Annotated in this window: 18 protein-coding genes; 8 read left to right on the forward strand and 10 right to left on the reverse strand. The window is 69.8% G+C overall.

Annotation, left to right across the window (positions count from 1 at the left end):
* Positions 1 to 87: 87 nt before the first annotated feature.
* From FGL15_RS04560 to FGL15_RS04570, 3 genes are all read right to left on the reverse strand, one after another.
* Positions 88 to 1401 carry an ABC transporter substrate-binding protein gene (locus FGL15_RS04560; protein WP_124767322.1) on the reverse strand — a complete coding sequence of 438 codons (1314 nt, stop codon included), beginning with the start codon at positions 1399 to 1401 and terminating at the stop codon, positions 88 to 90.
* Between the two features lie 117 nt (positions 1402 to 1518).
* Positions 1519 to 2445, reverse strand: a complete 927-nt coding sequence (locus FGL15_RS04565; RefSeq protein WP_079706749.1) for a carbohydrate ABC transporter permease — start codon at positions 2443 to 2445, stop codon at positions 1519 to 1521.
* Positions 2438 to 3394 (reverse strand): carbohydrate ABC transporter permease, encoded by a 957-nt coding sequence (locus tag FGL15_RS04570; protein WP_079706748.1) that lies wholly within the window; start codon positions 3392 to 3394, stop codon positions 2438 to 2440. The genes FGL15_RS04565 and FGL15_RS04570 overlap by 8 nt, the downstream gene beginning before the upstream one ends.
* Before the next feature lie 358 nt (positions 3395 to 3752).
* On the opposite strand from FGL15_RS04570, the gene FGL15_RS04575 reads away from it, so the two are divergent.
* The 4 genes from FGL15_RS04575 to FGL15_RS04590 are packed head-to-tail and all read left to right on the forward strand — an operon-like array spanning position 3753 to position 8129.
* Positions 3753 to 4922 (forward strand): Gfo/Idh/MocA family protein, encoded by a 1170-nt coding sequence (locus FGL15_RS04575; RefSeq protein WP_138947197.1) that lies wholly within the window; start codon positions 3753 to 3755, stop codon positions 4920 to 4922.
* The gene (locus tag FGL15_RS04580; RefSeq protein WP_138945132.1) at positions 4919 to 6106 is read left to right on the forward strand and encodes a dihydrodipicolinate synthase family protein; all 1188 of its coding nucleotides are present in this window, start codon (positions 4919 to 4921) and stop codon (positions 6104 to 6106) included. The genes FGL15_RS04575 and FGL15_RS04580 overlap by 4 nt, the downstream gene beginning before the upstream one ends.
* On the forward strand, positions 6103 to 7020 hold the full coding sequence (locus FGL15_RS04585) for a sugar phosphate isomerase/epimerase (protein ID WP_138945133.1): 918 nt from the start codon (positions 6103 to 6105) through the stop codon (positions 7018 to 7020). The genes FGL15_RS04580 and FGL15_RS04585 overlap by 4 nt, the downstream gene beginning before the upstream one ends.
* Before the next feature lie 59 nt (positions 7021 to 7079).
* Entirely contained in the window at positions 7080 to 8129 is a 1050-nt protein-coding gene (locus tag FGL15_RS04590) for a LacI family DNA-binding transcriptional regulator (protein ID WP_138945134.1), read from the forward strand.
* Between the two features lie 295 nt (positions 8130 to 8424).
* Here the strand turns inward: FGL15_RS04590 and FGL15_RS04595 are convergent, their stop codons facing one another.
* The 5 genes from FGL15_RS04595 to FGL15_RS04615 form a co-directional block, all read right to left on the reverse strand.
* A complete protein-coding gene (locus FGL15_RS04595; protein WP_138945135.1) occupies positions 8425 to 9312 on the reverse strand; it encodes a DarT ssDNA thymidine ADP-ribosyltransferase family protein in 888 nt (295 codons plus the stop codon).
* Positions 9313 to 9596: 284 nt separating this feature from the next.
* Positions 9597 to 11102, reverse strand: coding sequence for an MFS transporter (locus FGL15_RS04600; RefSeq protein WP_240773795.1), 1506 nt, complete (start codon positions 11100 to 11102; stop codon positions 9597 to 9599).
* Positions 11103 to 11276: 174 nt separating this feature from the next.
* Complete coding sequence (locus tag FGL15_RS04605; RefSeq protein ID WP_138945136.1) at positions 11277 to 12455, reverse strand: cystathionine gamma-synthase; 1179 nt, start codon at positions 12453 to 12455, stop codon at positions 11277 to 11279.
* 131 nt (positions 12456 to 12586) lie between these two features.
* Complete coding sequence (locus FGL15_RS04610) at positions 12587 to 13951, reverse strand: cystathionine beta-synthase (protein ID WP_138945137.1); 1365 nt, start codon at positions 13949 to 13951, stop codon at positions 12587 to 12589.
* A 194-nt stretch (positions 13952 to 14145) separates the two neighbouring features.
* Positions 14146 to 14544: a hypothetical protein gene (locus tag FGL15_RS04615; protein ID WP_138945138.1), complete on the reverse strand. Its 399-nt coding sequence runs from the start codon at positions 14542 to 14544 to the stop codon at positions 14146 to 14148.
* A gap of 80 nt (positions 14545 to 14624) precedes the next feature.
* Here FGL15_RS04615 and FGL15_RS04620 point away from each other — a divergent pair, with 80 nt between their 5' ends.
* Positions 14625 to 15302: a metal-dependent transcriptional regulator gene (locus FGL15_RS04620; RefSeq protein ID WP_138945139.1), complete on the forward strand. Its 678-nt coding sequence runs from the start codon at positions 14625 to 14627 to the stop codon at positions 15300 to 15302.
* Positions 15303 to 15353: 51 nt separating this feature from the next.
* Here the strand turns inward: FGL15_RS04620 and FGL15_RS04625 are convergent, their stop codons facing one another.
* The gene (locus tag FGL15_RS04625; RefSeq protein ID WP_138945140.1) at positions 15354 to 16607 is read right to left on the reverse strand and encodes an Nramp family divalent metal transporter; all 1254 of its coding nucleotides are present in this window, start codon (positions 16605 to 16607) and stop codon (positions 15354 to 15356) included.
* A gap of 163 nt (positions 16608 to 16770) precedes the next feature.
* Here FGL15_RS04625 and FGL15_RS04630 point away from each other — a divergent pair, with 163 nt between their 5' ends.
* From FGL15_RS04630 to FGL15_RS04640, 3 genes are all read left to right on the forward strand, one after another.
* Entirely contained in the window at positions 16771 to 17475 is a 705-nt protein-coding gene (locus FGL15_RS04630) for a DUF3105 domain-containing protein (RefSeq protein ID WP_138945141.1), read from the forward strand.
* A 141-nt stretch (positions 17476 to 17616) separates the two neighbouring features.
* The gene (locus FGL15_RS04635) at positions 17617 to 18267 is read left to right on the forward strand and encodes a DUF305 domain-containing protein (RefSeq protein ID WP_138945142.1); all 651 of its coding nucleotides are present in this window, start codon (positions 17617 to 17619) and stop codon (positions 18265 to 18267) included.
* A gap of 129 nt (positions 18268 to 18396) precedes the next feature.
* Positions 18397 to 18606 (forward strand): antitoxin, encoded by a 210-nt coding sequence (locus tag FGL15_RS04640; RefSeq protein WP_079706736.1) that lies wholly within the window; start codon positions 18397 to 18399, stop codon positions 18604 to 18606.
* Positions 18607 to 18699: 93 nt separating this feature from the next.
* Here the strand turns inward: FGL15_RS04640 and FGL15_RS04645 are convergent, their stop codons facing one another.
* Entirely contained in the window at positions 18700 to 19203 is a 504-nt protein-coding gene (locus tag FGL15_RS04645; RefSeq protein WP_138945143.1) for a hypothetical protein, read from the reverse strand.
* Between the last annotated feature and the right edge of the window lie 59 nt (positions 19204 to 19262).

Genomic DNA, 19262 nt, shown 5'->3' on the forward strand with positions numbered 1-19262 from the left:
CTCGGATGAAGCGGTGGTGGAGCTGCCGATCGACCGGCTCGGGGAACGGACGTCGTTCCCCGAGCCGGTCGAGAGGCTGTGGCCGGGTCAGCCGGCGGCGACGGCGGCCTTGAGGTCCTTGATGAACCCCTCGGCGGCCTGGTCGGGCGTGTTCTTCCCGAAGAGGACCTGCTCGGTGTACTGCTTCACGAGCGCCTCGATCGCGCTGCCACCGGCGGGCGTGACGGTCGGCGGCTCACCGATGTCGTCGGCGAGGCCGTCGAGGAACTCGACGACCGCCTGGTCGGTCTCGGCCAGCTTCGGCGTGATGTACTCGCGGATCTTCGTGTTGGCCGGGACGCCGCGCTCGGTGAGGAGCGAGTCGGCCGCGGTCTCGCTGTTGGCGAGGAAGTCGATGAACAGCGCCGCCTCGGCAGGGTGCTCGGTCCGGGCGGACGCCGACCAGTACATCGACGGCTTGTAGTACGCGGAACCATCGGCGCCGCCGTCCACCGTCGGCACCCGCAGGAGCTCGAGCGGCGACCCGCTCGCCTCGGTCAGGGCCGTCAGCTGGCTGTTCCACCAGGGGGCGAACGCGGCCGAGTTGGTCGCGGTGAAGGACTCGGCGAGCCCACCGGCCTGCTTCTCGATGATCGCGGAGGGCGACGGCGTCGCTCCCGCATTCACGAGGTCGAGGAGGTAGGTCCACCAGGAGGACAGGGTCTCCGGTTTGATGGACACCTCGCCCTTGTCGTTGTACAGCTCGTCGCCGTGCTGGCGGGCCCAGTTGTTGAGGCCACCGTCCTCGAAGCCGAAGGGCTGGAAGCCGTAGATCGATCCGCCACCGGCTGCCGAGACCTGCTCGCTCAGCTCGGTGAAGTCGTCCCACGTCCAGGTCTCGTCGTCGGGCATCTCGATGCCGGCCGAGGCGAGGAGGTCGGGGTTCACGACGAAGGAGTAGCTCGTGATGCCCGAGGGGACGCCGTAGAGCGAGTCGTTGACCGTGCCGGACGTCAGCGTCTCCTTGGGGAAGTCGCCGAGGTCGAGCTGGTCGGTGACCGTGTTCAGGTCGAGGAGTGCGCCCCGGTCGCCGTAGGTGGCGATGTACTTCTCGTCCATCTGGATGATGTCGGGGGTGTCGTTCGCCGCCGTCTCGGTGGCGAGCTTGTCCCAGTAGCCGGCCCAGTCCGTGAACTGCGGCTCGATGGTGATGTTCGGATACTCCTTCTCGAAGGCCGCGATGACCTCCTGGGTGGCCGCCGTGCGGGCATCGTTGCCCCACCAGGTGAAGCGGAGGGTGACGGGCTCGTCGGACAGTTCGGTGGCGGCGTCGCCCCCGGCGCTGCAGCCGGCGAGGAGGAGGGCTGCGACGGCTCCCGTCGCGATGAAGCCGGCGGCTCTGCCGTGCTTGCTGATGCTCATGCTGTTCCCTTTCGAATCGATCGATCCGGATCCGGAGCTGCTGGATCCGGTGGTGCTGGGTCTGGTGCTGGTGGTCTGGTGCGGGTGCTGCGGTGGTGCTGGTCGGTGGGTCTGGCCTCACTTGCCGCCGGTCGTCGCGATGCCCTTCAACAGGAACCGCTGACCGAACAGGAAGACGAGGAAGATCGGCAGAAGGGAGACGACACTCATGGCGAACATCGGCCCCCATGAGGTGGACGATTGCGCGTCCATGAACGCCCGCAGGGCGAGCGGCACCGTGTACATCTCCGGTTTCGTCAGGTACAGGAGCTGACTGAAGAAGTCGTTCCACGTCCAGATGAAGGTGAAGATGGCGGTCGTCGCGAGCGCCGGCACCATGAGCGGCAGGATGATGACGCCGAAGATGCGGGCGTGCCCGCAGCCGTCGATGCGGGCCGCCTCGTCGAGTTCCTTCGGGATGCCGCGGATGAACTGCACCATGAGGAAGACGAAGAACGCGTCGGTCGCGAGGATCTTCGGGAGGATCAGCGGCAGGTACGTGTTCACGAAGCCGAGCTGGGAGAACATGATGTACTGCGGCACGATGATGACGTGGATCGGCAGCATGAGCGTCATGAGCATCGCCGCGAACCACCAGCGCTTGCCGCTGAACTTCAGCCGGGCGAAGGCGTAGGCGGCCATCGAGCAGGACACGAGGTTGCCGACGATGCAGCCGAGGACGATGAGCACGGAGTTCAGCAGGAACACGTGGAACGGCTCCGAGAGGGTGTTCCAGCCCTCGCTGTAGTTGCTCACCTCGAAGCTGTCGAGGACGATGCCGGGGTTCCGGAAGATCTCCTCCGTCGGGCGGAGCGAGGAGACGACGAGCCAGATCACCGGGTAGAGCATGATGAAGCCGACGAGGATGAGGCCGATGTGCTTCAGGACCGACTTCCAGGGCGACCAGCCACGAGCGCGGCGGTACTGGCGTTCGGCCTCCTTGGCCTCGCGACTGCGGTTCTTGCTGTCCGTCGTGATGGACCGTGTGGTCAGCGTGTCAGTCATCGTAGTTCACCCAGTATTTCGACGCCCAGAAGTTGATCGCGGTGAAGACTCCGATGATGAGGAGCAGGAACCAGGCCATGGCCGAGGCGTAGCCCATGTCGAAGTTCGAGAAGCCGCGGTTGTAGAGGTACAGCGTGTAGAACAGCGTCGAGTCGGCCGGGCCGCCCGTTCCGCCCGACACGATGAAGGCCTGCGTGAAGGCCTGGAACGCGTGGATGATCTGCAGCACGAGGTTGAAGAAGATGATCGGGGTGAGCAGCGGAAGGGTGATCTTGGTGAAGCGCTGCCACTTCGTCGCACCGTCCATCTGCGCCGCCTCGTGGTACATCACGGGGATCTGCCGGAGGCCGGCGAGGAAGATCACCATCGGTGCGCCGAAGGTCCACACGTTGAGCGTGATGAGCGTCGAGAGGGCGGTTGAGGGGTCGGCGATCCAGCTGCGTCCCTCGATCCCGAAGATCGCGATGAACTGGTTCACGAGGCCTTCGCCGCCGAACACCTGCTTCCACAGCACCGCGATGGCGACGGAGGAACCGAGGAGCGACGGCAGGTAGTACACGGACCGGTAGATCGCGAGGCCGCGGAGACCGCGGTCGAGCAGGGCGGCCAGTGCCAGAGCCGCGGCGAGCTGGAGCGGCACCGACACAAAGACGTACACGAAGGTGACGCCGAGCGAGTTGTGGAGCCGCTCGTCGCCCATCATGCGGATGAAGTTGTCGAGCCCGATGAACTTGGGCGCCTGCAGCAGGTTGTACTTCGTGAAGGACAGCGCGAGCGAGGCGACCATCGGGCCGACGGTGATGACGGCGAGTCCGATGAGCCACGGGAGGAGGAACAGGTAGGCGGCCTTGTTGTCGCGGCGGTTGTCCTTCTTGATGAAGGCCTTCTCGGCCGCCGTCTGCGGGCGTTTGCCGGCGCTGAGCTTGCGGAGCTCGCCGAGCGCGCTCACCGAACACCCCTCGCGAGTGTCGTCCTGGGTGCCCCTGGAGTTGCACGGACCACGTCGGACCTCCTTGTCGATCGTCGTTGATGACTTCCCGGAAAGCGTTTCCCGGCTGAGCTGCATCAAGTTCTATCACGGCCCCGTCGGACGATGCAACGATTCAATCCGCATCCGTGTCCGATCTGTGATCACCTGCGACCGAATCGGTTCGAACGCTTGCCACGGCCCTGCACGTCGTTCTACAGTGACCCGGTAAACGCTTTCCGGATGGCCCGCGGCCGCCGGGACCGGAACACGAACCAGAGGAAGAGCCACCGTGTCAGAGCAGACCATCGGGATCATCGTCAACGGCGCCACCGGGCGCATGGGCTACCGGCAGCACCTCGTGCGGTCGCTGCTGGCCATCCAGGAGCAGGGCGGTGTGCAGCTGTCCGACGGCACCCGCCGCCAGATCGAGTTGATCCTCGTCGGCCGCAACCAGGTGACCCTCGACGAGCTCGCCGCGCGGCACGGCATCGAACACACCTCGACCGACCTCGACGCGGTCCTCGCCGACCCCCGCTGGGACATCTACGCCGACTTCCTCGTCACGAAGGCCCGCGCCACCGCACTGCGCAAGGCGATCGCGGCCGGCAAGACCATCTACACCGAGAAGCCGACGGCGGAGTCCTTCGAGGAGGCGCTGGAACTCGCACGCCTCGCCGCCGAAGCGGGCGTGAAGAACGGCGTCGTGCACGACAAGCTCTACCTGCCGGGGCTGCGGAAGCTCAAGCGCCTCATCGACTCGGGTTTCTTCGGCCGGATCCTCTCCGTCCGTGGCGAGTTCGGCTACTGGGTGTTCGAGGGCGACTGGCAGCCGGCGCAGCGCCCGAGCTGGAACTACCGGGCCGAGGACGGCGGCGGAATCGTCGTCGACATGTTCCCGCACTGGAGCTACGTGCTCGAGAACCTCTTCGGGCGGGTCGAGTCCGTGTACGCGAAGGCGACGACGCACATCCCCGAGCGCTTCGACGAGCGGGGTGAGGCCTACGCGGCCACCGCCGACGACGCCGCCTACGGGGTCTTCGAACTCGAGGGCGGCGTCATCGCCCAGCTCAACTCCAGCTGGACGGTGCGCGTCGACCGCGACGAACTCGTGCAGTTCCAGGTCGACGGCACGCATGGCTCCGCCGTCGCCGGTCTCTTCGGTTGCAAGGTGCAGCCGCGGAACGTCACCCCGAAGCCGGTGTGGAACCCCGACCTCGCCGACGACCACGACTACGCGGGCGACTGGCAGGACGTGCCGACGAACGACGTGTTCGAGAACGGGTTCAAGACGCAGTGGGAGGAGTTCCTCCGCCACGTCGTCGAGGACGGCCCCTACGAGTACGACCTGCTCGCCGGCGCGCGCGGCGTCCTGCTCGCGGAGCTCGGCCTCGAGAGCTCGCGCACCGGCCGCCGCCTCGACCTGCCCGAGGTGACGCTCGGAAGCACGGGCGACACCGCCGGCGCGGACGAGGAGCTGGCGTCGCTCGAGGCCTCGGTCGCACGATGACGTCCGTCCCGCTGCTCTCGACCGACGGCACGGTCACCACGCTGGAGCTCCGCGAGCCCGTCGTGGCCGAGCGCCCGACCACTCCCCTGTCGAGCCGCACCGCCTACGCCGCCGCGCACGTCGTCCCGACGGCCTGGGGCGACAACGTGCCGGGTGCGCCCGCCGAGCTCGACTGGGAAGCGACGCTCGCCTACCGCCACCACGTGTGGTCGTACGGCCTCGGCGTCGCGGACGCGATGGACACCGCCCAGCGGAACATGGGGCTCGACACCGCCGCCACGCGTGAGCTGATCACCCGGAGCGCCGCCGAGGCCGCCTCCGTCGGCGGCGCGCTCGTCGTGGGCGTCAACACCGACCATCTCACCGACGAGACCGTCTCGCTCGACGCGGTCGCCGACGCCTACCTCGAACAACTCGCGTTCGCCGAGGACGCGGGCGCCGGGACCGTGCTCATGGCCAGCCGACACCTGGCGAGGGCGGCGCAGTCCGCCGACGACTACCGTCGCGTCTACGACCGCGTCCTGTCGGCCGCGCAGTCACCCGTGGTCCTGCACTGGCTCGGTACGGCGTTCGACCCGAGCCTCGAGGGCTACTTCGGCGCAAGCGACGTCGCCGAGGCCTCGGACACCCTGCTGCGCATCATGACCGACCACGTCGACCACGTCGCCGGGGTCAAGATGAGCCTCCTCGACGCCGATGCGGAGATCGCCGTCCGACGTCGCCTCCCGGCCGGCACGACGATGTTCACGGGTGACGACTTCAACTACGTCGACCTCATCGCCGGTGACGCCGACGGACACTCCGACGCCCTGCTCGGAGCGTTCACCGCGATCGCTCCGGCCGCGTCCGCCGCGATTCAAGCGCTCGACGCCGGCGACCCGGCCTCCTACGAGCGGATCCTCCGACCGACCGAGGCCCTGTCGCGGCAGATCTTCGCCGCACCGACGTACTACTACAAGACGGGCATCGCCTTCCTCAGCTGGCTGAACGGTCACCAGCCGGCGTTCTCGATGGTCGGCGGCTTGCACGCGGCCCGGAGCCTGCCGCACCTGTCGGAGATCGTGCGCCTCGCCGACGCGGCCGGAGCGCTCGAACACCCGGAGCTCGCCGCCGAACGTTGGACGGGCCTGCTGCGCACGGCCGGTGTCGTCGGCACGCTGACCACTGCGGGAGGAGCCCGATGAGCACGACCGCCCTTCGACCGGCTCAGGGACCGGCGAGCGGCAGCACCACCCCGCACCCGCGACTCTCGGTCAACCAGGCCACGATCAAATACGCCACCCTCCCGGAGGCCGTCGCAGCCGTCACCGCGGCCGGCGTCGCGAGCTTCGGCGCCTGGCGCGAGCCGGTGCAGGAGTACGGCGTAGCCGCCTCGGCGACCCTCCTCACGGACAGCGGCCTGCGTGTCTCGAGCCTGTGCCGCGGTGGGTTCTTCACCATGCCGGAGGGACCGGCCCGCCGGACGTCGATCGACGACAACCGGACCGCGATCGACGAGGCCGCCGCCCTGGGCGCCCCGGCCCTCGTCCTCGTGGTCGGCGGCCTCCCGGCCGGTTCCCGCGACCTCGTCGGCGCCCGCGAACTCGTCCGCGACGCGATCGGTGAACTCACCGACCACGCGCTCGAATCCGGCGTGCAGCTCGCCATCGAACCGCTGCACCCGATGTACGCCTCGGACCGCGCCGTCGTCTCGACGCTCGGCCAGGCCCTCGACATCGCCGAGCAGTTCGCCCCGGAGGCCGTCGGCGTGGTCGTCGACACCTTCCACATCTGGTGGGACCCGCAAGTGCTCGAGCAGATCGCCCGCGCGGGTGCGACCGGTCGGATCTCCAGCTACCAGGCGTGCGACTGGTCGACACCGCTCGCCGCGGACGTCCTCCTCTCCCGGCACTATCCGGGTGACGGCGTCGTCGACTTCGGCTCGCTCACCCGTGCCGTCGAGGCGGCGGGATACACGGGCGACATCGAGGTCGAGCTCTTCAACCAGGACATCTGGGACAGCCCGTTCCAGCAGGTGGTCGATCGCACCGTCGACGCGTTCCAAGCGACGGTCGTCCCGCACCTCGACCACGACGACGACGCGATCCACCACCCCTGATCGCCGCGGCCGCCCTGTGGCAGAGTGTGTCTCAGCAGCCGCCAGTACGAAGGAGCGCCATGTCGGTCGACGAGCACCGGGCGACGCCGGTCCCACCGACGCTGCACGACGTCGCCCGCGAGGCGGGGGTCTCCCTCGCCACCGCGTCGCGCGCGCTCAACGGGAGCACCCGGACGGTCAACGAGACGTTCCGTCGGCGGGTCCTCGACGCCGCGCTCCGCCTGAACTACACGCCGAACCTGTCGGCCCAGGCGGTCGCGAAGGGCCTGTCGTCGACGATCTCGCTCCTCGTGAGCGACATCGCCGACCCGTACTTCTCGTCCATCGCAGCCGGGGCCATCCGCGCGGCCGACGAGCAGCGCATCGCCACGACCATGGCCGTCACGCACCGCGACCACGAGCGCGAACTCGAACTCGTGCGGGTGCTCCGCGGGCAACGGCCACGTGCCATCATCCTGACGGGCAGTCGCTGGGACGGGGTCGCGTCGGAGCACCGGTTGTCGGATGAGCTCGCGGCCTACGAGTCCACAGGCGGACGCGTCGTCCTCGTCTCGCAACGGACGCTCCCGTTCGCCACGGTGCAGCTCGGCAACGCGACCGGTGCCCGCGAGCTGGCCCGGGAACTCGTCGGTGCCGGGTACCGCCGGTTCGCCGTCATCGCCGGCGACGACCGCCTGCTCACCTCCCGCGAGCGCGTGAGTGGGTTCGCCGAGGGATTGGCCGAACACGGCATCGCGATCCACCCGTCGAGGATCGTCCGGGCCGAGTTCACCCGCGACGGCGGGCGCCAGGGTGCCGCCGAGCTCCTGCAGCTGGGACTCGACGACATCGACCTGGTCTTCGCCGTCAACGACGTGATGGCGATCGGGGCGATGTCGGCGTTCCGTGCGGCCGGACTCCGCCTCCCCGAGGACCTCGCGGTCGCCGGCTACGACGACATCGCGACCTCCCGCGACGTCACCCCGGCGCTCACCACGGTCGCCGTGCCGCTCGAGGCGGTCGGTGAGCACGCGGTGCGACTTGCCCTCGACCCGGCGACGGACAGCACGACGACGGAGCCCGTCGGCGCGACGGTCCTCCTCCGCGAGAGCACGCCGCCCCGCGCCTGACCCGCCAGTCCGTCCCCTCCCCGGGGCGTTCATCCGTGCACAACTCCTGCAGCTCGCCCCGATCCGGCCTTGCAGCGACCGGCGCGGTGGTCCTGGGGCCATGTAGCAGGAGTTGCGGACAGCAGCACGTCCTGAGTCTGGTGCCCTCGGACGGGGACGCGATCGCCTCCGCGCAGCCGAGGTGCCCGCTCGTTCCCGCGCACAACTCCTGCTGAGAGCTGGCGAGCAGCCCGACACGGCGCCGGCAGCCAGGTTCCGGCGCCATCCAGCAGGAGTTGTGAACGCGAGACAGTGCTCAGTCGGCGACGTGCTCCTGGAACCAGGGGGTGTAGGCGGCGACCTTGGTGCGGTGGCCGGCGGCGGCGACGAGTCGCTTGACGTGCTCGCGGACGTTGACCGTCGCGACCCCGATCACGGTGACGCGGTCGAACGGCACGGCGTCGGCGATGAGCACCTCGGCACGTCGGAGGGCCGCAGGGTCCTCGTCGGTCGCGAAGCGCTGGACCATGCGGTCGGCGGTCATCGCGTTGGCGCCGATGCTCGTGAGCACGTGGGACGCGTCACCGTCGGCGACCACGACCCGTGCGCGGGATGGCCGACCGGTGTCGGCGTCGAACTCGCCCGGGTGCACGGCTGCGCCGTCGATCGTGGTGACGAGCACGACGTAGTCGTTCACCGATGACGCGAGCGCCTCGTCGGACAGCCGGACGTCGTGCTCGCCCGCACGGATGCCCGCCCAGAGGTCGGCGTCCGGGGTCAGGAAGAACGGGACGAAGTCGGCCGGCGTGAGGTCGTCGGTGCCGGCGAGGACCATCGTGCGTCGCGCTTCACGGTGGCTCGCGGCGGCGATGTCGACGACCGGCCCGTCGGGGAGCGCCGGGGAGGCCACCGGCAGGATGCTGCCGGTCTCGAGGATGCGCTCGAGGTTGCGGATGTGGGTGACGTGGTACAGCCGCTGCTCGCCGACACGGACCACGGGCAGGGCGGCCGCAGCCTTCGTCACCGACTTCGTGGTGGCGGCGGTCCGCACGCGGGTCGGGGCCGGCTCGCGGAGCGAGGGAGCAACCGTCGACCGACGGACCTTGGGAGCGGGTGGTTCAGCGACCGGCACCTCGCGGGGCGGCGGCGGGAAGCAGGTCGCGCAGAGGCCGTTGTCGAAACCGTGTTTGCATTCGTCGCTCAAGAGAGTCCTTCTGCAGTCCGGCTCCGAGACACGAGGAGCGGGTCACTGGGGGACGAGCCGAGACGTACGCATCAAGGGTACGCGGCTTCCGCACCCCTCGTGGACGAGGGCGTCCTCAGGGAGGCCGGTTCTGCGCGCGGCGGCCGCGCCGGATCGGGCGATGAGGGCCCCTGGCTCAGGTGCGAACCGCGTGACGGAGCGCCCGTCGCCTGGACACTGCAGCGATGCGTGGGCGACGCTACCCCCCACGCACCGCAGCACTACCCAGGCGACGGCGTCTCGGCTCACCCGGTCGTGCCTGGCTCAGCTGGTCGGCTCACCCGACGCGCGACGACGACCGCCACGACACCGGCGACCAGCGCGATCGCGAAGCACCCGGCGAACGCGATCCCGCCGGGAGCGATCCACCCCAGCCCCGCGAACGCTCCGGAGCCGTCGAGTGCCGTGAATGCCAGCCCGGTCGCCGCGAGCGCGAGGGCACCGCCGATCGCGTCGCCGATCGACATCGCCGCACTGTTGAACCCCTGCGAGCGCTCGTCGGAGTACGCGAGCGTCATCACGCTGAGGCGCGGGAACATGAGGCCCATCCCGCCGCCGCTGACCACCCACGCCACGATCGGCACCACGGGCGGCAGGCCGATGAGGGCGGCGGACAGGGCGATCGCGACGGCGACCGTGACGAGCGACGACCCGATCTGCACGGCGTTCGCATTCGACAGTCGGTCCCCGAGGCGCCCCTGCAACCAGGACGACAGCGACCACGCGATCGCCCCACCGGTGAGGGCGAGTCCGGCGAGCGCCGGCGTGAGCCCGTGCTCGCGGGTCAGCAGGTACGGCACGTACACCTCGGCACCGAAGAACGCGGCGGAGGTCAGTCCGCGCACGAGGATGACCGTCGGGAGCCCGCGGCGTGCGGTGAGCGTGCCGAGCGGGATGAGTGGCCGGAGGGCGAGGATCGCGACGACCGCACCGACGACCGGGAGCGCCCAGGCGGTCCATCCCGAGAACTCCGTCGAGAGGTTGACCGCGAGGACCGCCGCCGCGACGAGCACCGCCCATCCGAGCCGACGCAGCTCCGCGCCCGTCCGCGCGACCGGGGCCGCCTCGCCGCCGTCCTTTGCCGACTGCCGCTCGGCCGCCTGTCGCTCGGCGCGTTCGGTTGCGGAGGCGCGCAGCATCCGCAGGGCCGGCAGGAGGAGGAGCGTCGCGACGACCACGAGGCCGACGACCCCGAGGAAGACCCAGTGCCAGCTGAACCGCTCGGCGACCACCCCGGCGAGGAACGGTCCGATCAAGGAGGGGACCACCCACGCGGCCGCGAAGCCGGCGAAGATCCGCGGGTGCAGGGCCGGTGGGTAGATGCGTGCGACGAGGACGTACAGCGCGACGGTCATCGCTCCCGAACCGAGGCTCTGGACGAGGCGTCCCGCGACGACGGCCCACATGGTGGTGGCGGTCCCGGCCAGGAGCAGACCGACGAGGAACAGGACGACGGACGCGAGCAGCGGCTGGACTGGACCGATTCGGTCGGCGACCGAGCCCGCCGCGACCATGCCGATGACGCTCACGGCGAGCGGGCCGGCGAAGGCGAGCGCGTAGAGCTGCTCGCCGCCGAGCTCGCCACTGACGAGCGGCATGATCGTCGTGACGGCGAGGGACTCGAAGGCGCCGAGGAACACGAGCGCGCACGCACCGATGGTGACGAGGACGAACCGGCGGCTGAAGATCCCGCGGTCGCGGGGCGTCGGGTCGGCTCCGGTCACGGGCTCGGGGGTCGTCGCTGTGGTCACGATTCCGAGCCTAGAACCTCAACGCGACTTGAGGTCAAGCGCCCGCCGCCCTCCCTAACTCAGGACGGCCGCGGCGCGTCGCCGGCCGGCGTCGGCCTCAGCGCGCGACACGCCGCGGGCGTCCTGAGTTAGGGAGGGGCAGAGGATGGATTGCGAACGAGCCGGGGCGACCCGCTAGTGCTTGGCGCTCGCTTTCAGGACCTTCGCGAGCGCGCGGTCGAGGTCGGCGATGAGGTCGGCGACGTCCTCGATGCCGACCGACAGCCGGACGACGTTCTCGGGGACGGCCAACTCCGTGCCCTTCACCGAGGCGTGCGTCATCTGTGCCGGCAGGCCGATGAGCGACTCGACGCCACCGAGTGACTCGGCGAGCGCGAACAGCTTCGTCTTCTCGACGAGGCGCGTGGCCGCATCCGGTCCTCCGACGAGGGCGAGCGACAGCATGCCGCCGAACCCGGACATCTGGCGGGCGGCGAGCTCGTGGCCGGGGTGGCTCTCGAGGCCCGGGTAGTAGACGCGCTCGACGGCGGCGTGGCCGTCGAGGAACTCGGCGATCGCCTGCGCGTTCGCACTGTGCTGACGCATCCGCACCGCGAGCGTCTTGATGCCGCGGGTCGTGAGCCACGCGTCGAGCGGGGCCGAGACCGCGCCGGCGGCGAACTGCACGAAGCCGAGCTGCTCGGCGAGCTCGTCGTCGTTCATGATGATGGCGCCACCGAGGACGTCGGAGTGGCCACCGAGGTACTTCGTCGTGGAGTGCACGACGATGTCGGCCCCGAGCGAGAGCGGCTGCTGCAGCGCCGGCGAGGCGAAGGTGTTGTCCACCACGGAGAGCACCTCGTGCCGGTGCGCGAGGGCGGCGAGTGCCGCGATGTCGCTGATCTTCATGAGCGGGTTGCTCGGCGTCTCGACCCACAGCAGCTTCGTGCGGCCCGGGATGATCGCCGCTTCGACGGCCGCGAGGTCACCGAGGTCCACGACCGTGTGCTCGATCCCCCAGGCACCGTGCACCCGGTTGATCAGCCGGTAGGTGCCGCCGTAGACGTCGTTGCCGATGACGATGTGGTCGCCGGGGCGGAGCGCCGTGCGGATGAGCGCGTCCTCGGCGGCGAGGCCGGAGGCGAAGGAGAAGCCGTGCTTCGCACCCTCGAGGGCGGCGAGCTGCGTCTCGAGCGCCGTGCGGGTCGGGTTGGCGGAGCGGCTGTACTCGTAGCCGCCGCGGAGCCCGCCCACGCCGTCCTGGACGAAGGTCGACGTCTGGTAGATCGGCGGGATGATCGCCCCGGTGGTGGGGTCGAACTCCTGTCCGGCGTGGATGCTGCGGGTGGCGAAGCCGTGGTCGTGCTTGCTCATGGGTGACTCTTTCGGTTCAGGATTCGGGGAGGTGTGGGTGGGCGACCGGGCGGATGGACCTGGTCACCGGGATCGGGCGTGGTCGGGACATCGCCCGGACCGAGCCCACACGACCGGCTTGCCGCCCACGCTCAACCCGCCAGGTAGGTGAGGAGGTCGTGCCGCGTGATGACGCCGATCGGCTTGCCGCCGTCGGTGACGAGGAACGCCGGGGCGGAACCGAGCGCCGCGCGCGCAGCCGGGATGGACTCGCCGAGACCGATGAGCGGCAGCGGGTCGCCGACGAACGCGCTCGCGGCGTCGTTCATCTTCGCCGCGCCGCTGAAGACGGCGTCCATGAGGCTGGCCTCGTCGATCGCACCGACGACCTCGCCCATCACCACGGGCGGCTCGGCGCTCAGCACCGGGAGCTGCGAGACGCCGTACTCGGTCATGATGTCGACGACGTCGCGGACGGTGTCGCTCGGGTGCACGTGCACGAGGTCCGGCATCTCCGAACCCTTGCCACGGAGGATGTCGCCCACGGTGCGGTCGTCGGCGACCTCGCTGAAGCCGTAGGACTGCAGCCAGGAGTCGTTGAAGATCTTGCCGAGGTAGCCGCGCCCGCCGTCGGGCAGGAGGACGACCACAACGGCCGACGCCGGGAGGTCGCGCGCCGCGACGAGGGCCGCCTGGACCGCCATGCCGCTGGAGCCGCCCACGAGCAGTCCTTCCTCACGGGCGAGGCGACGCGTCATCGCGAACGACTCGGCGTCGGTGACGGCGATGATCTCGTCGGGGATGGACGGATCGTACGCGGTCGGCCAGAAGTCCTCACCGACGCCCTCGACGAGATAAGGACGCCCGGTGCCGCCCGAGTAGACCGAGCCCTCCGGGTCTGCACCGATGATGCGCACGCCGCCCTCGGAGACCTCCTTGAGGTACTTGCCCGTCCCGGAGATGGTGCCTCCGGTGCCGACGCCCGCGACGAAGTGGGTGATCTCACCCTCGGTGTCGCGCCAGATCTCGGGGCCGGTCGACTCGTAGTGGCTGCGCGGACCGTTCGGGTTCGCGTACTGGTTGGGCTTGAACGCCCCCGGGATCTCGGCGGTGAGGCGGTCGGACACGCTGTAGTAGGAGTCGGGGCTGTCGGGAGCGACGGAGGTGGGCGTGACGACGATCTCCGCACCGTAGGCGGTGAGCACGTTCCGCTTGTCCTCGCCGACCTTGTCGGGCAGGACGAACACGCAGCGGTAGCCGCGCTGCTGGGCGACGAGGGCGAGGCCGACGCCGGTGTTGCCCGAGGTGGGCTCGACGATCGTGCCGCCCGGCTTGAGGTCGCCCGCCGCCTCGGCGGCGTCGATGATGCGCGTCGCGATGCGGTCCTTCGAGGAGCCGCCCGGGTTGAGGTACTCGACCTTGACGAGCACGGTGGCCGCGATGCCCTCGGTGACCCGGTTGAGCTTGACGAGGGGCGTGTTCCCGATGAGATCGAGGACGGAGTCTGCGTAGTTCATGTCTGCAATCTGTTCCTGTGGTGCGTCACCGCACGACTCTCGCGTGCGTCACCGGATGGCTGGGGCGGCTGAGGCGGCATCCCGGCAGGGACGGTTCAGCGGGGACAGCAGGAACACGACAGGCGGAGACGCATGCTGACCACCCTACCCGGCGAGTGCAGGGAACGCAGCCGGATGACGGGGCCGATCCGGCGTCAGTGGATCGCGACGAGTCGCTGCCGCGGACCGAGTGCCGAGACAGCCGAGGACACCAGCCGGACGGCGACGGTCAGCACCATGAGGACACCGATGACGGTGAGCACGACCGCGGCGAGCACCAGCACCGCGACGAGCGCCGGGAGTCGACGCAGCGCGAGCTCGACCGGGCGACGACGGGGTGCCCCGTCAGCCTCGGGCGTCTCCAGGTGACCTTCGCCCGCCATCGCCGCGGCGACGAGTTCGAGCGTGGCACGCGCGCCGGATCCGAGCCGTGCGGTCGAGGTGCGCAGTGCCTGGGACATCACGTGGCCCTTCTCGTCGGATGGATCGGTGTTCGCGGGTGCGAGGACTCGACCGTAGCAGTCGGGTGCCCCGTTCGGGGGTGCTGCGCCCATTCTGCCAGGCGGGCGTGAACGCGCGGTGGCCTGCCGACGGCCGCATGATGGACGCACACGACGCTCTCTAGACTGGAGGCATGACCGTCTCCGGCCTCTCCACCGTCTCCCAGGACTACCTCAAGACGATCTGGACGACCTCCGAGTGGGCCGACGAGTCGGCCACCGTCAAGCTGCTCGCGGATCGCATGGGCGTCCGCCCCGCGACCGCCTCCGACGCCGTGAAGCGACTCGCCGCCCAGGGACTCGTCGTACACGAGCCCTACGGCAGCATCGAGCTCACCCCCGCCGGGCAGGCGCACGCGGTCGCGATGGTGCGGCGGCACCGGCTCATCGAGACCTTCCTCGTCGAGATGCTGGGCTACGGCTGGGACGAGGTCCACGACGAGGCGGAGATCCTCGAGCACGCGGCGAGCGACACGATGATCGAACGCATCGACGCCGCGCTCGGCCACCCGATCCGCGATCCGCACGGCGACCCGATCCCCTCGGCCGACGGCACCCCGCACCGCCCGGACGCGGTCCGGTTGAACGAGGCTCCGTCCGACAGCCCGCTGACGGTGTGCCGCATCTCGGACGCCGACCCGGAGACCCTCCGCCACCTGAGCGCCCTCGGCATCGTCCTCGACACCGAACTCAGCGTCGACGACCACCGGGCCTTCGCGGGCGAGCTGGAACTCCGACTCTCCGCCACCGGCACCCGCCTCACGCTCGGTCGCCTCGCCGCCGATGCCGTGTGGGTGACCGTCGCCACCTGATCGCGGGCCACTCCGTTCGCCCAGGTCCGGGCGAACGGACCGCGGGGTGGATCACCCGAAGAACGTCAGGACGATGAGGGCGACGTTCAAGGTGACGATGAGCGCGACCACGACCCAGGCGAACACCCGGGTGGCGAGCTGATCGACGTGGACACCCATGATCCGCCGGTCGCCCGTGTAGCGCACGAGCGGGATGAGCGCGAAGGGGATGCCGAGGCTGAGGAACACCTGGCTCAGCACGAGCGCGGTGGTCGGGTCGATGCCCGCCGCCAGGATGACGAGCGCGGGGATGAGGGTGATCACGCGTCGGGCGAGCAACGGGATGCGCACCTTGAGGAGCCCGCCCATGATCGCCGCCCCCGCGTAGGCCCCCACCGAGGTCGAGGCGAGCCCGGAGGCGAGCAGCCCGATGGCGAAGATCACGCCGATGACCGGCCCGAGCGCAGCGGTGATCGCCGCATGCGCGCCTTCGATCGAGTCCGTCCCCTCGACACCGCCGAGCGAGGCGGCCGCGAGCAGCAGCATCGCGATGTTCACCGCTCCGGCGAGGACGAGTGCCGCCGCGACGTCCCAGCGGGTCGCGACGATGAGCCGACGGATGGCGCCGTCGCTCGTCTGCACCCCGTGCCGGTCACGACTGAGCGAGGAGTGGAGGTAGATCGCGTGTGGCATGACCGTCGCGCCCAGCATGCTCGCGGCGAGCAGGACCGTCGCGGTGCCCTCGAACCGCGGCACCAGGCCACCGGCCGCGGCGCCCCAGTCGACGGGACTGACGAACAGGCCGGCGAGGAAGCCGACGGCGATGACGGCGAGGAGCGTCAGGATCGCGAACTCGAAGTGGCGCTGGCCGTACCAGTTCTGCACGGCGAGGAGCACGATCGAGAAGACTCCGACGATGACGCCGCCGAGCACGAGTGGGATCCCGAAGAGGAGGTACAGCGCCACGGCACCGCCGATCACCTCGGCGAGGTCGGTCGCGGCGGCGACGAGCTCCGCCTGCACCCAGTAGAGCCGACGCGGACCGGTCCGCAGTCGCGAGCCGAGCAGCTCGGGCAGGCTCTGCCCGGTGACGAGGCCGAGCTTGGCGGAGAGGTACTGGACGAGCACGGCCATCGCGTTCGCGGCGACGAGCACCCAGACGAGCAGGTAGCCGTACTGGGCTCCCGCCGTGAGGTTCGCCGCGACGTTCCCGGGATCGACGTAGGCGATCGCCGCCACGAAGGCGGGCCCGAGCAGGAACAGGAGTCGTGGTCCGCGGGGCGCACGGGTCGTCCGCGGGGAGAGATCGGTGGTCACATCGGCCATGTTAGCAAGACCAAACTACATTTGTTAGACGCCCCTAACATTGGGATCGACGGTCGACCGCCTTGGGACAGCCTGAGAATCGGCTGCACATCGATGACCCCTGAAAACCCTCAGTTGTCGATCTGGTTCGATAGTTACGCATACAACTTTTCGAGAGGCCCCCGTGACCCCCGCAGCAGATCGCCCCAAGAACGCCCCCGTCCCGCCCGCCGTCAAGCAGCAGAGCGTGAAGCAGGAGCGCGAAGCCCAGCGTCAGGCCAAGGTCGCAGCGTTCAAGCAGGCGCAGAAGCGGAAGAACCGCAACCGCCGCATCGGGATCTGGGCCGCTGTCGTGGGCGGCGTGGCCGTCATCGCCGTCCTCATCACGAGCGTCGTCCTCACCCTGCCGAAGAACGCCAGCTACCCCGGTGGTGGCACGGGCACCGGCCAGGACATCGCGGGCGTGGAACTGTTCCAGAACACCTCGGAGCACGTCGAGGGCACGGTCGACTACCCGCAGAACCCGCCGGCCGGTGGCCCGCACAACCAGTACTGGCTGAACTGCGGCGTCTACACCGAGGAGCAGACCAACGAGAACGCGGTCCACTCCCTCGAGCACGGCGCGATCTGGGTCACCTACGACCCGTCCCTCAGCGACGCGGAACTCACGAAGCTCAAGGAGCTGCTCCCCACGACCTACGTCGTCCTGTCGCCGAAGTCCGACCTCCCCTCGCCCATCGTGCTGAGCGGCTGGAACTCGCAGCTGCAGGTCAACAACGCGAGTGATGGCCGCATCGCCGACTTCTTCGAGGAGTTCTGGAAGAGCAACAACGTCCCGGAGCCCGGCGCGGCCTGCACGGGCGCGATCGACGGACCCGGCAAGGTCTGATCCGGTGACCCCGGCGAGCACACCCGATGCCCCGGCGACCGGTGGACCGGCCGACGACGGCGTGACCGACGAGGAGCTCGCCGCCTGGGAGGCGCAAGGCTCCCCGACGGCTCCAGCCGGACCCGCGTCGTCATCGCCGCGATGGCCGTCGTCGCGATCATGGTCGCCGCGGCGATCGGTTTCTCGGTCGGTCGGCTCAGCACGCTCGCCGACCCGACACCCACCACGACGAGTGCCGAAGCGGGCTTCTCGCGCGACATGCAGGTGCACCACAACCAGGGTGTGGAGCTCGCCATGATCATCCGCGACCGGACGGACGCGGTCGATGTGCGCACCCTCGCGTACGACATCGCGACCACCCAGGCGCAGCAGTCGGGCCAGTTGTACGACTGGCTCGTCCAGTGGAACCTCCCGCAGGGTTCGCGGCAGCCGGACATGACGTGGATGACGCTCCCCACCCTCACGGGCGCCAGCGGCCATGCGCATGGCGGCGACACGGCGACCCCGGGGTCCACCCACACCCCGGGCGACCCGATGCCGGGCCTCGCCACACCCGCCCAGATCGACCAGCTGACGGCGGCGTCCGGACTCCAGGCGGAGCGGGTGTTCCTCACGCTGATGATCGCCCACCACCAGGGCGCGGTCGAGATGGCCGAGGCGCTGCAGCCGCGGACGACGAACGCGACCGCGCTGGCCTTCACGCGCGCGGTGATCGCGAGCCAGCAGGCGGAGATCGAACTCATGACCCGCATGCTCGACGACCGGGGCGGACCGGTCGACCTCGCCGACTGACGCCTCTCGTCGACCACGCCGACGAACACGGCTCGGAGTCCACGCGACGACAAGGGGCTAGCCAGAACCCCGGCCGACGGCGAAGAATGATCCCGACGCCCGAACGGGCCCGATGAACAGGAGCGACGAATGGCACTCGACGACATCACCAAGAAGGCTCAGGAATTCCTGAAGGACAACAAGGTCAAGGACGCGCTGAAGAGCGAACAGGCCGAGGACATCAGCGACAAGCTCCTCGGCAGTGTGGCCGACGCGGCCAAGAAGGTCACCGGCGGCAAGTTCGACGAGCAGATCGACGGCGCCCGCGACGCGGCGGACAAGGCCGTCGGCAACGAGTAGTCCTCCGGCTCGAGACGCGTGACGGCCGGGTCCCGACGGGCGCCCGGCCGTTCGCGTCTGCGACGGGCAGCGCCGATCGTCACTCCGTGCCGGTCAGTGGCCGTCGACGTCGGTGTCGACGGGATTGCTCCGGAACCGGTCGAGCGCGATGGCCACGAGTTCCGGAGCCGACAGGTGCGTGTCCTGCATGAGGTCCGAGAGCACTTCGGACGCGCGCCCGCTGAGCGTCAGTTGCACGGTCGCGGAGCGGTCCTCATCGACACCGCTCAACGCGCGACGACGTTCCCCCAGGCTGAGGATGGCCGACCGCAGATAGGTGCGGCTCGCGACGGTGTCGATCTCCCAGCGGCCGGCGCGACGGTTCGCGACGACATTGCCACGACGGATGTTGGTCATGAGGGACGCTCGGCTCACATGGAGCCGCGCGGCGAGTTCCGCCGTGCGGACCGGACGTGGGAGGTCGTCGATGAAGTCCTCGACGAGCGCCTCCCGGAGGAGCTCCCAGGCGACGTCCGGTGGGAGCGGCGCGTCGGGCATGCCGCCGCCGTCCTGCAGCGGACCCACCCACTCGGTCGTGGGGGCGTCGCGTTCGGTCATCGTCATCGCCCCTCCAATCTTCCGGCGCTCGAACCTCAAGCATGCTCGGTGACCAGGGA

This window comes from Plantibacter sp. M259 (assembly GCF_006065115.1).
In the GTDB taxonomy this organism is placed as follows: domain Bacteria; phylum Actinomycetota; class Actinomycetes; order Actinomycetales; family Microbacteriaceae; genus Plantibacter; species Plantibacter auratus.

Coding starts and splice junctions, on each gene's coding strand:
- FGL15_RS04580 (WP_138945132.1), top strand. CDS start 4,919: ATGACGTCCGTCCCGCTGCTCTCGACCGACGGCACGGTCACCACGCTG.
- FGL15_RS04605 (WP_138945136.1), bottom strand. CDS start 12,455: ATGAGCAAGCACGACCACGGCTTCGCCACCCGCAGCATCCACGCCGGA.
- FGL15_RS04645 (WP_138945143.1), bottom strand. CDS start 19,203: ATGACCGAACGCGACGCCCCCACGACCGAGTGGGTGGGTCCGCTGCAG.
- FGL15_RS04590 (WP_138945134.1), top strand. CDS start 7,080: ATGTCGGTCGACGAGCACCGGGCGACGCCGGTCCCACCGACGCTGCAC.
- FGL15_RS04575 (WP_138947197.1), top strand. CDS start 3,753: ATGGGCTACCGGCAGCACCTCGTGCGGTCGCTGCTGGCCATCCAGGAG.
- FGL15_RS04585 (WP_138945133.1), top strand. CDS start 6,103: ATGAGCACGACCGCCCTTCGACCGGCTCAGGGACCGGCGAGCGGCAGC.
- FGL15_RS04625 (WP_138945140.1), bottom strand. CDS start 16,607: ATGGCCGATGTGACCACCGATCTCTCCCCGCGGACGACCCGTGCGCCC.
- FGL15_RS04620 (WP_138945139.1), top strand. CDS start 14,625: ATGACCGTCTCCGGCCTCTCCACCGTCTCCCAGGACTACCTCAAGACG.
- FGL15_RS04615 (WP_138945138.1), bottom strand. CDS start 14,544: ATGGGCGCAGCACCCCCGAACGGGGCACCCGACTGCTACGGTCGAGTC.
- FGL15_RS04640 (WP_079706736.1), top strand. CDS start 18,397: ATGGCACTCGACGACATCACCAAGAAGGCTCAGGAATTCCTGAAGGAC.
- FGL15_RS04560 (WP_124767322.1), bottom strand. CDS start 1,401: ATGAGCATCAGCAAGCACGGCAGAGCCGCCGGCTTCATCGCGACGGGA.
- FGL15_RS04610 (WP_138945137.1), bottom strand. CDS start 13,951: ATGAACTACGCAGACTCCGTCCTCGATCTCATCGGGAACACGCCCCTC.
- FGL15_RS04565 (WP_079706749.1), bottom strand. CDS start 2,445: ATGACTGACACGCTGACCACACGGTCCATCACGACGGACAGCAAGAAC.
- FGL15_RS04635 (WP_138945142.1), top strand. CDS start 17,617: ATGGCCGTCGTCGCGATCATGGTCGCCGCGGCGATCGGTTTCTCGGTC.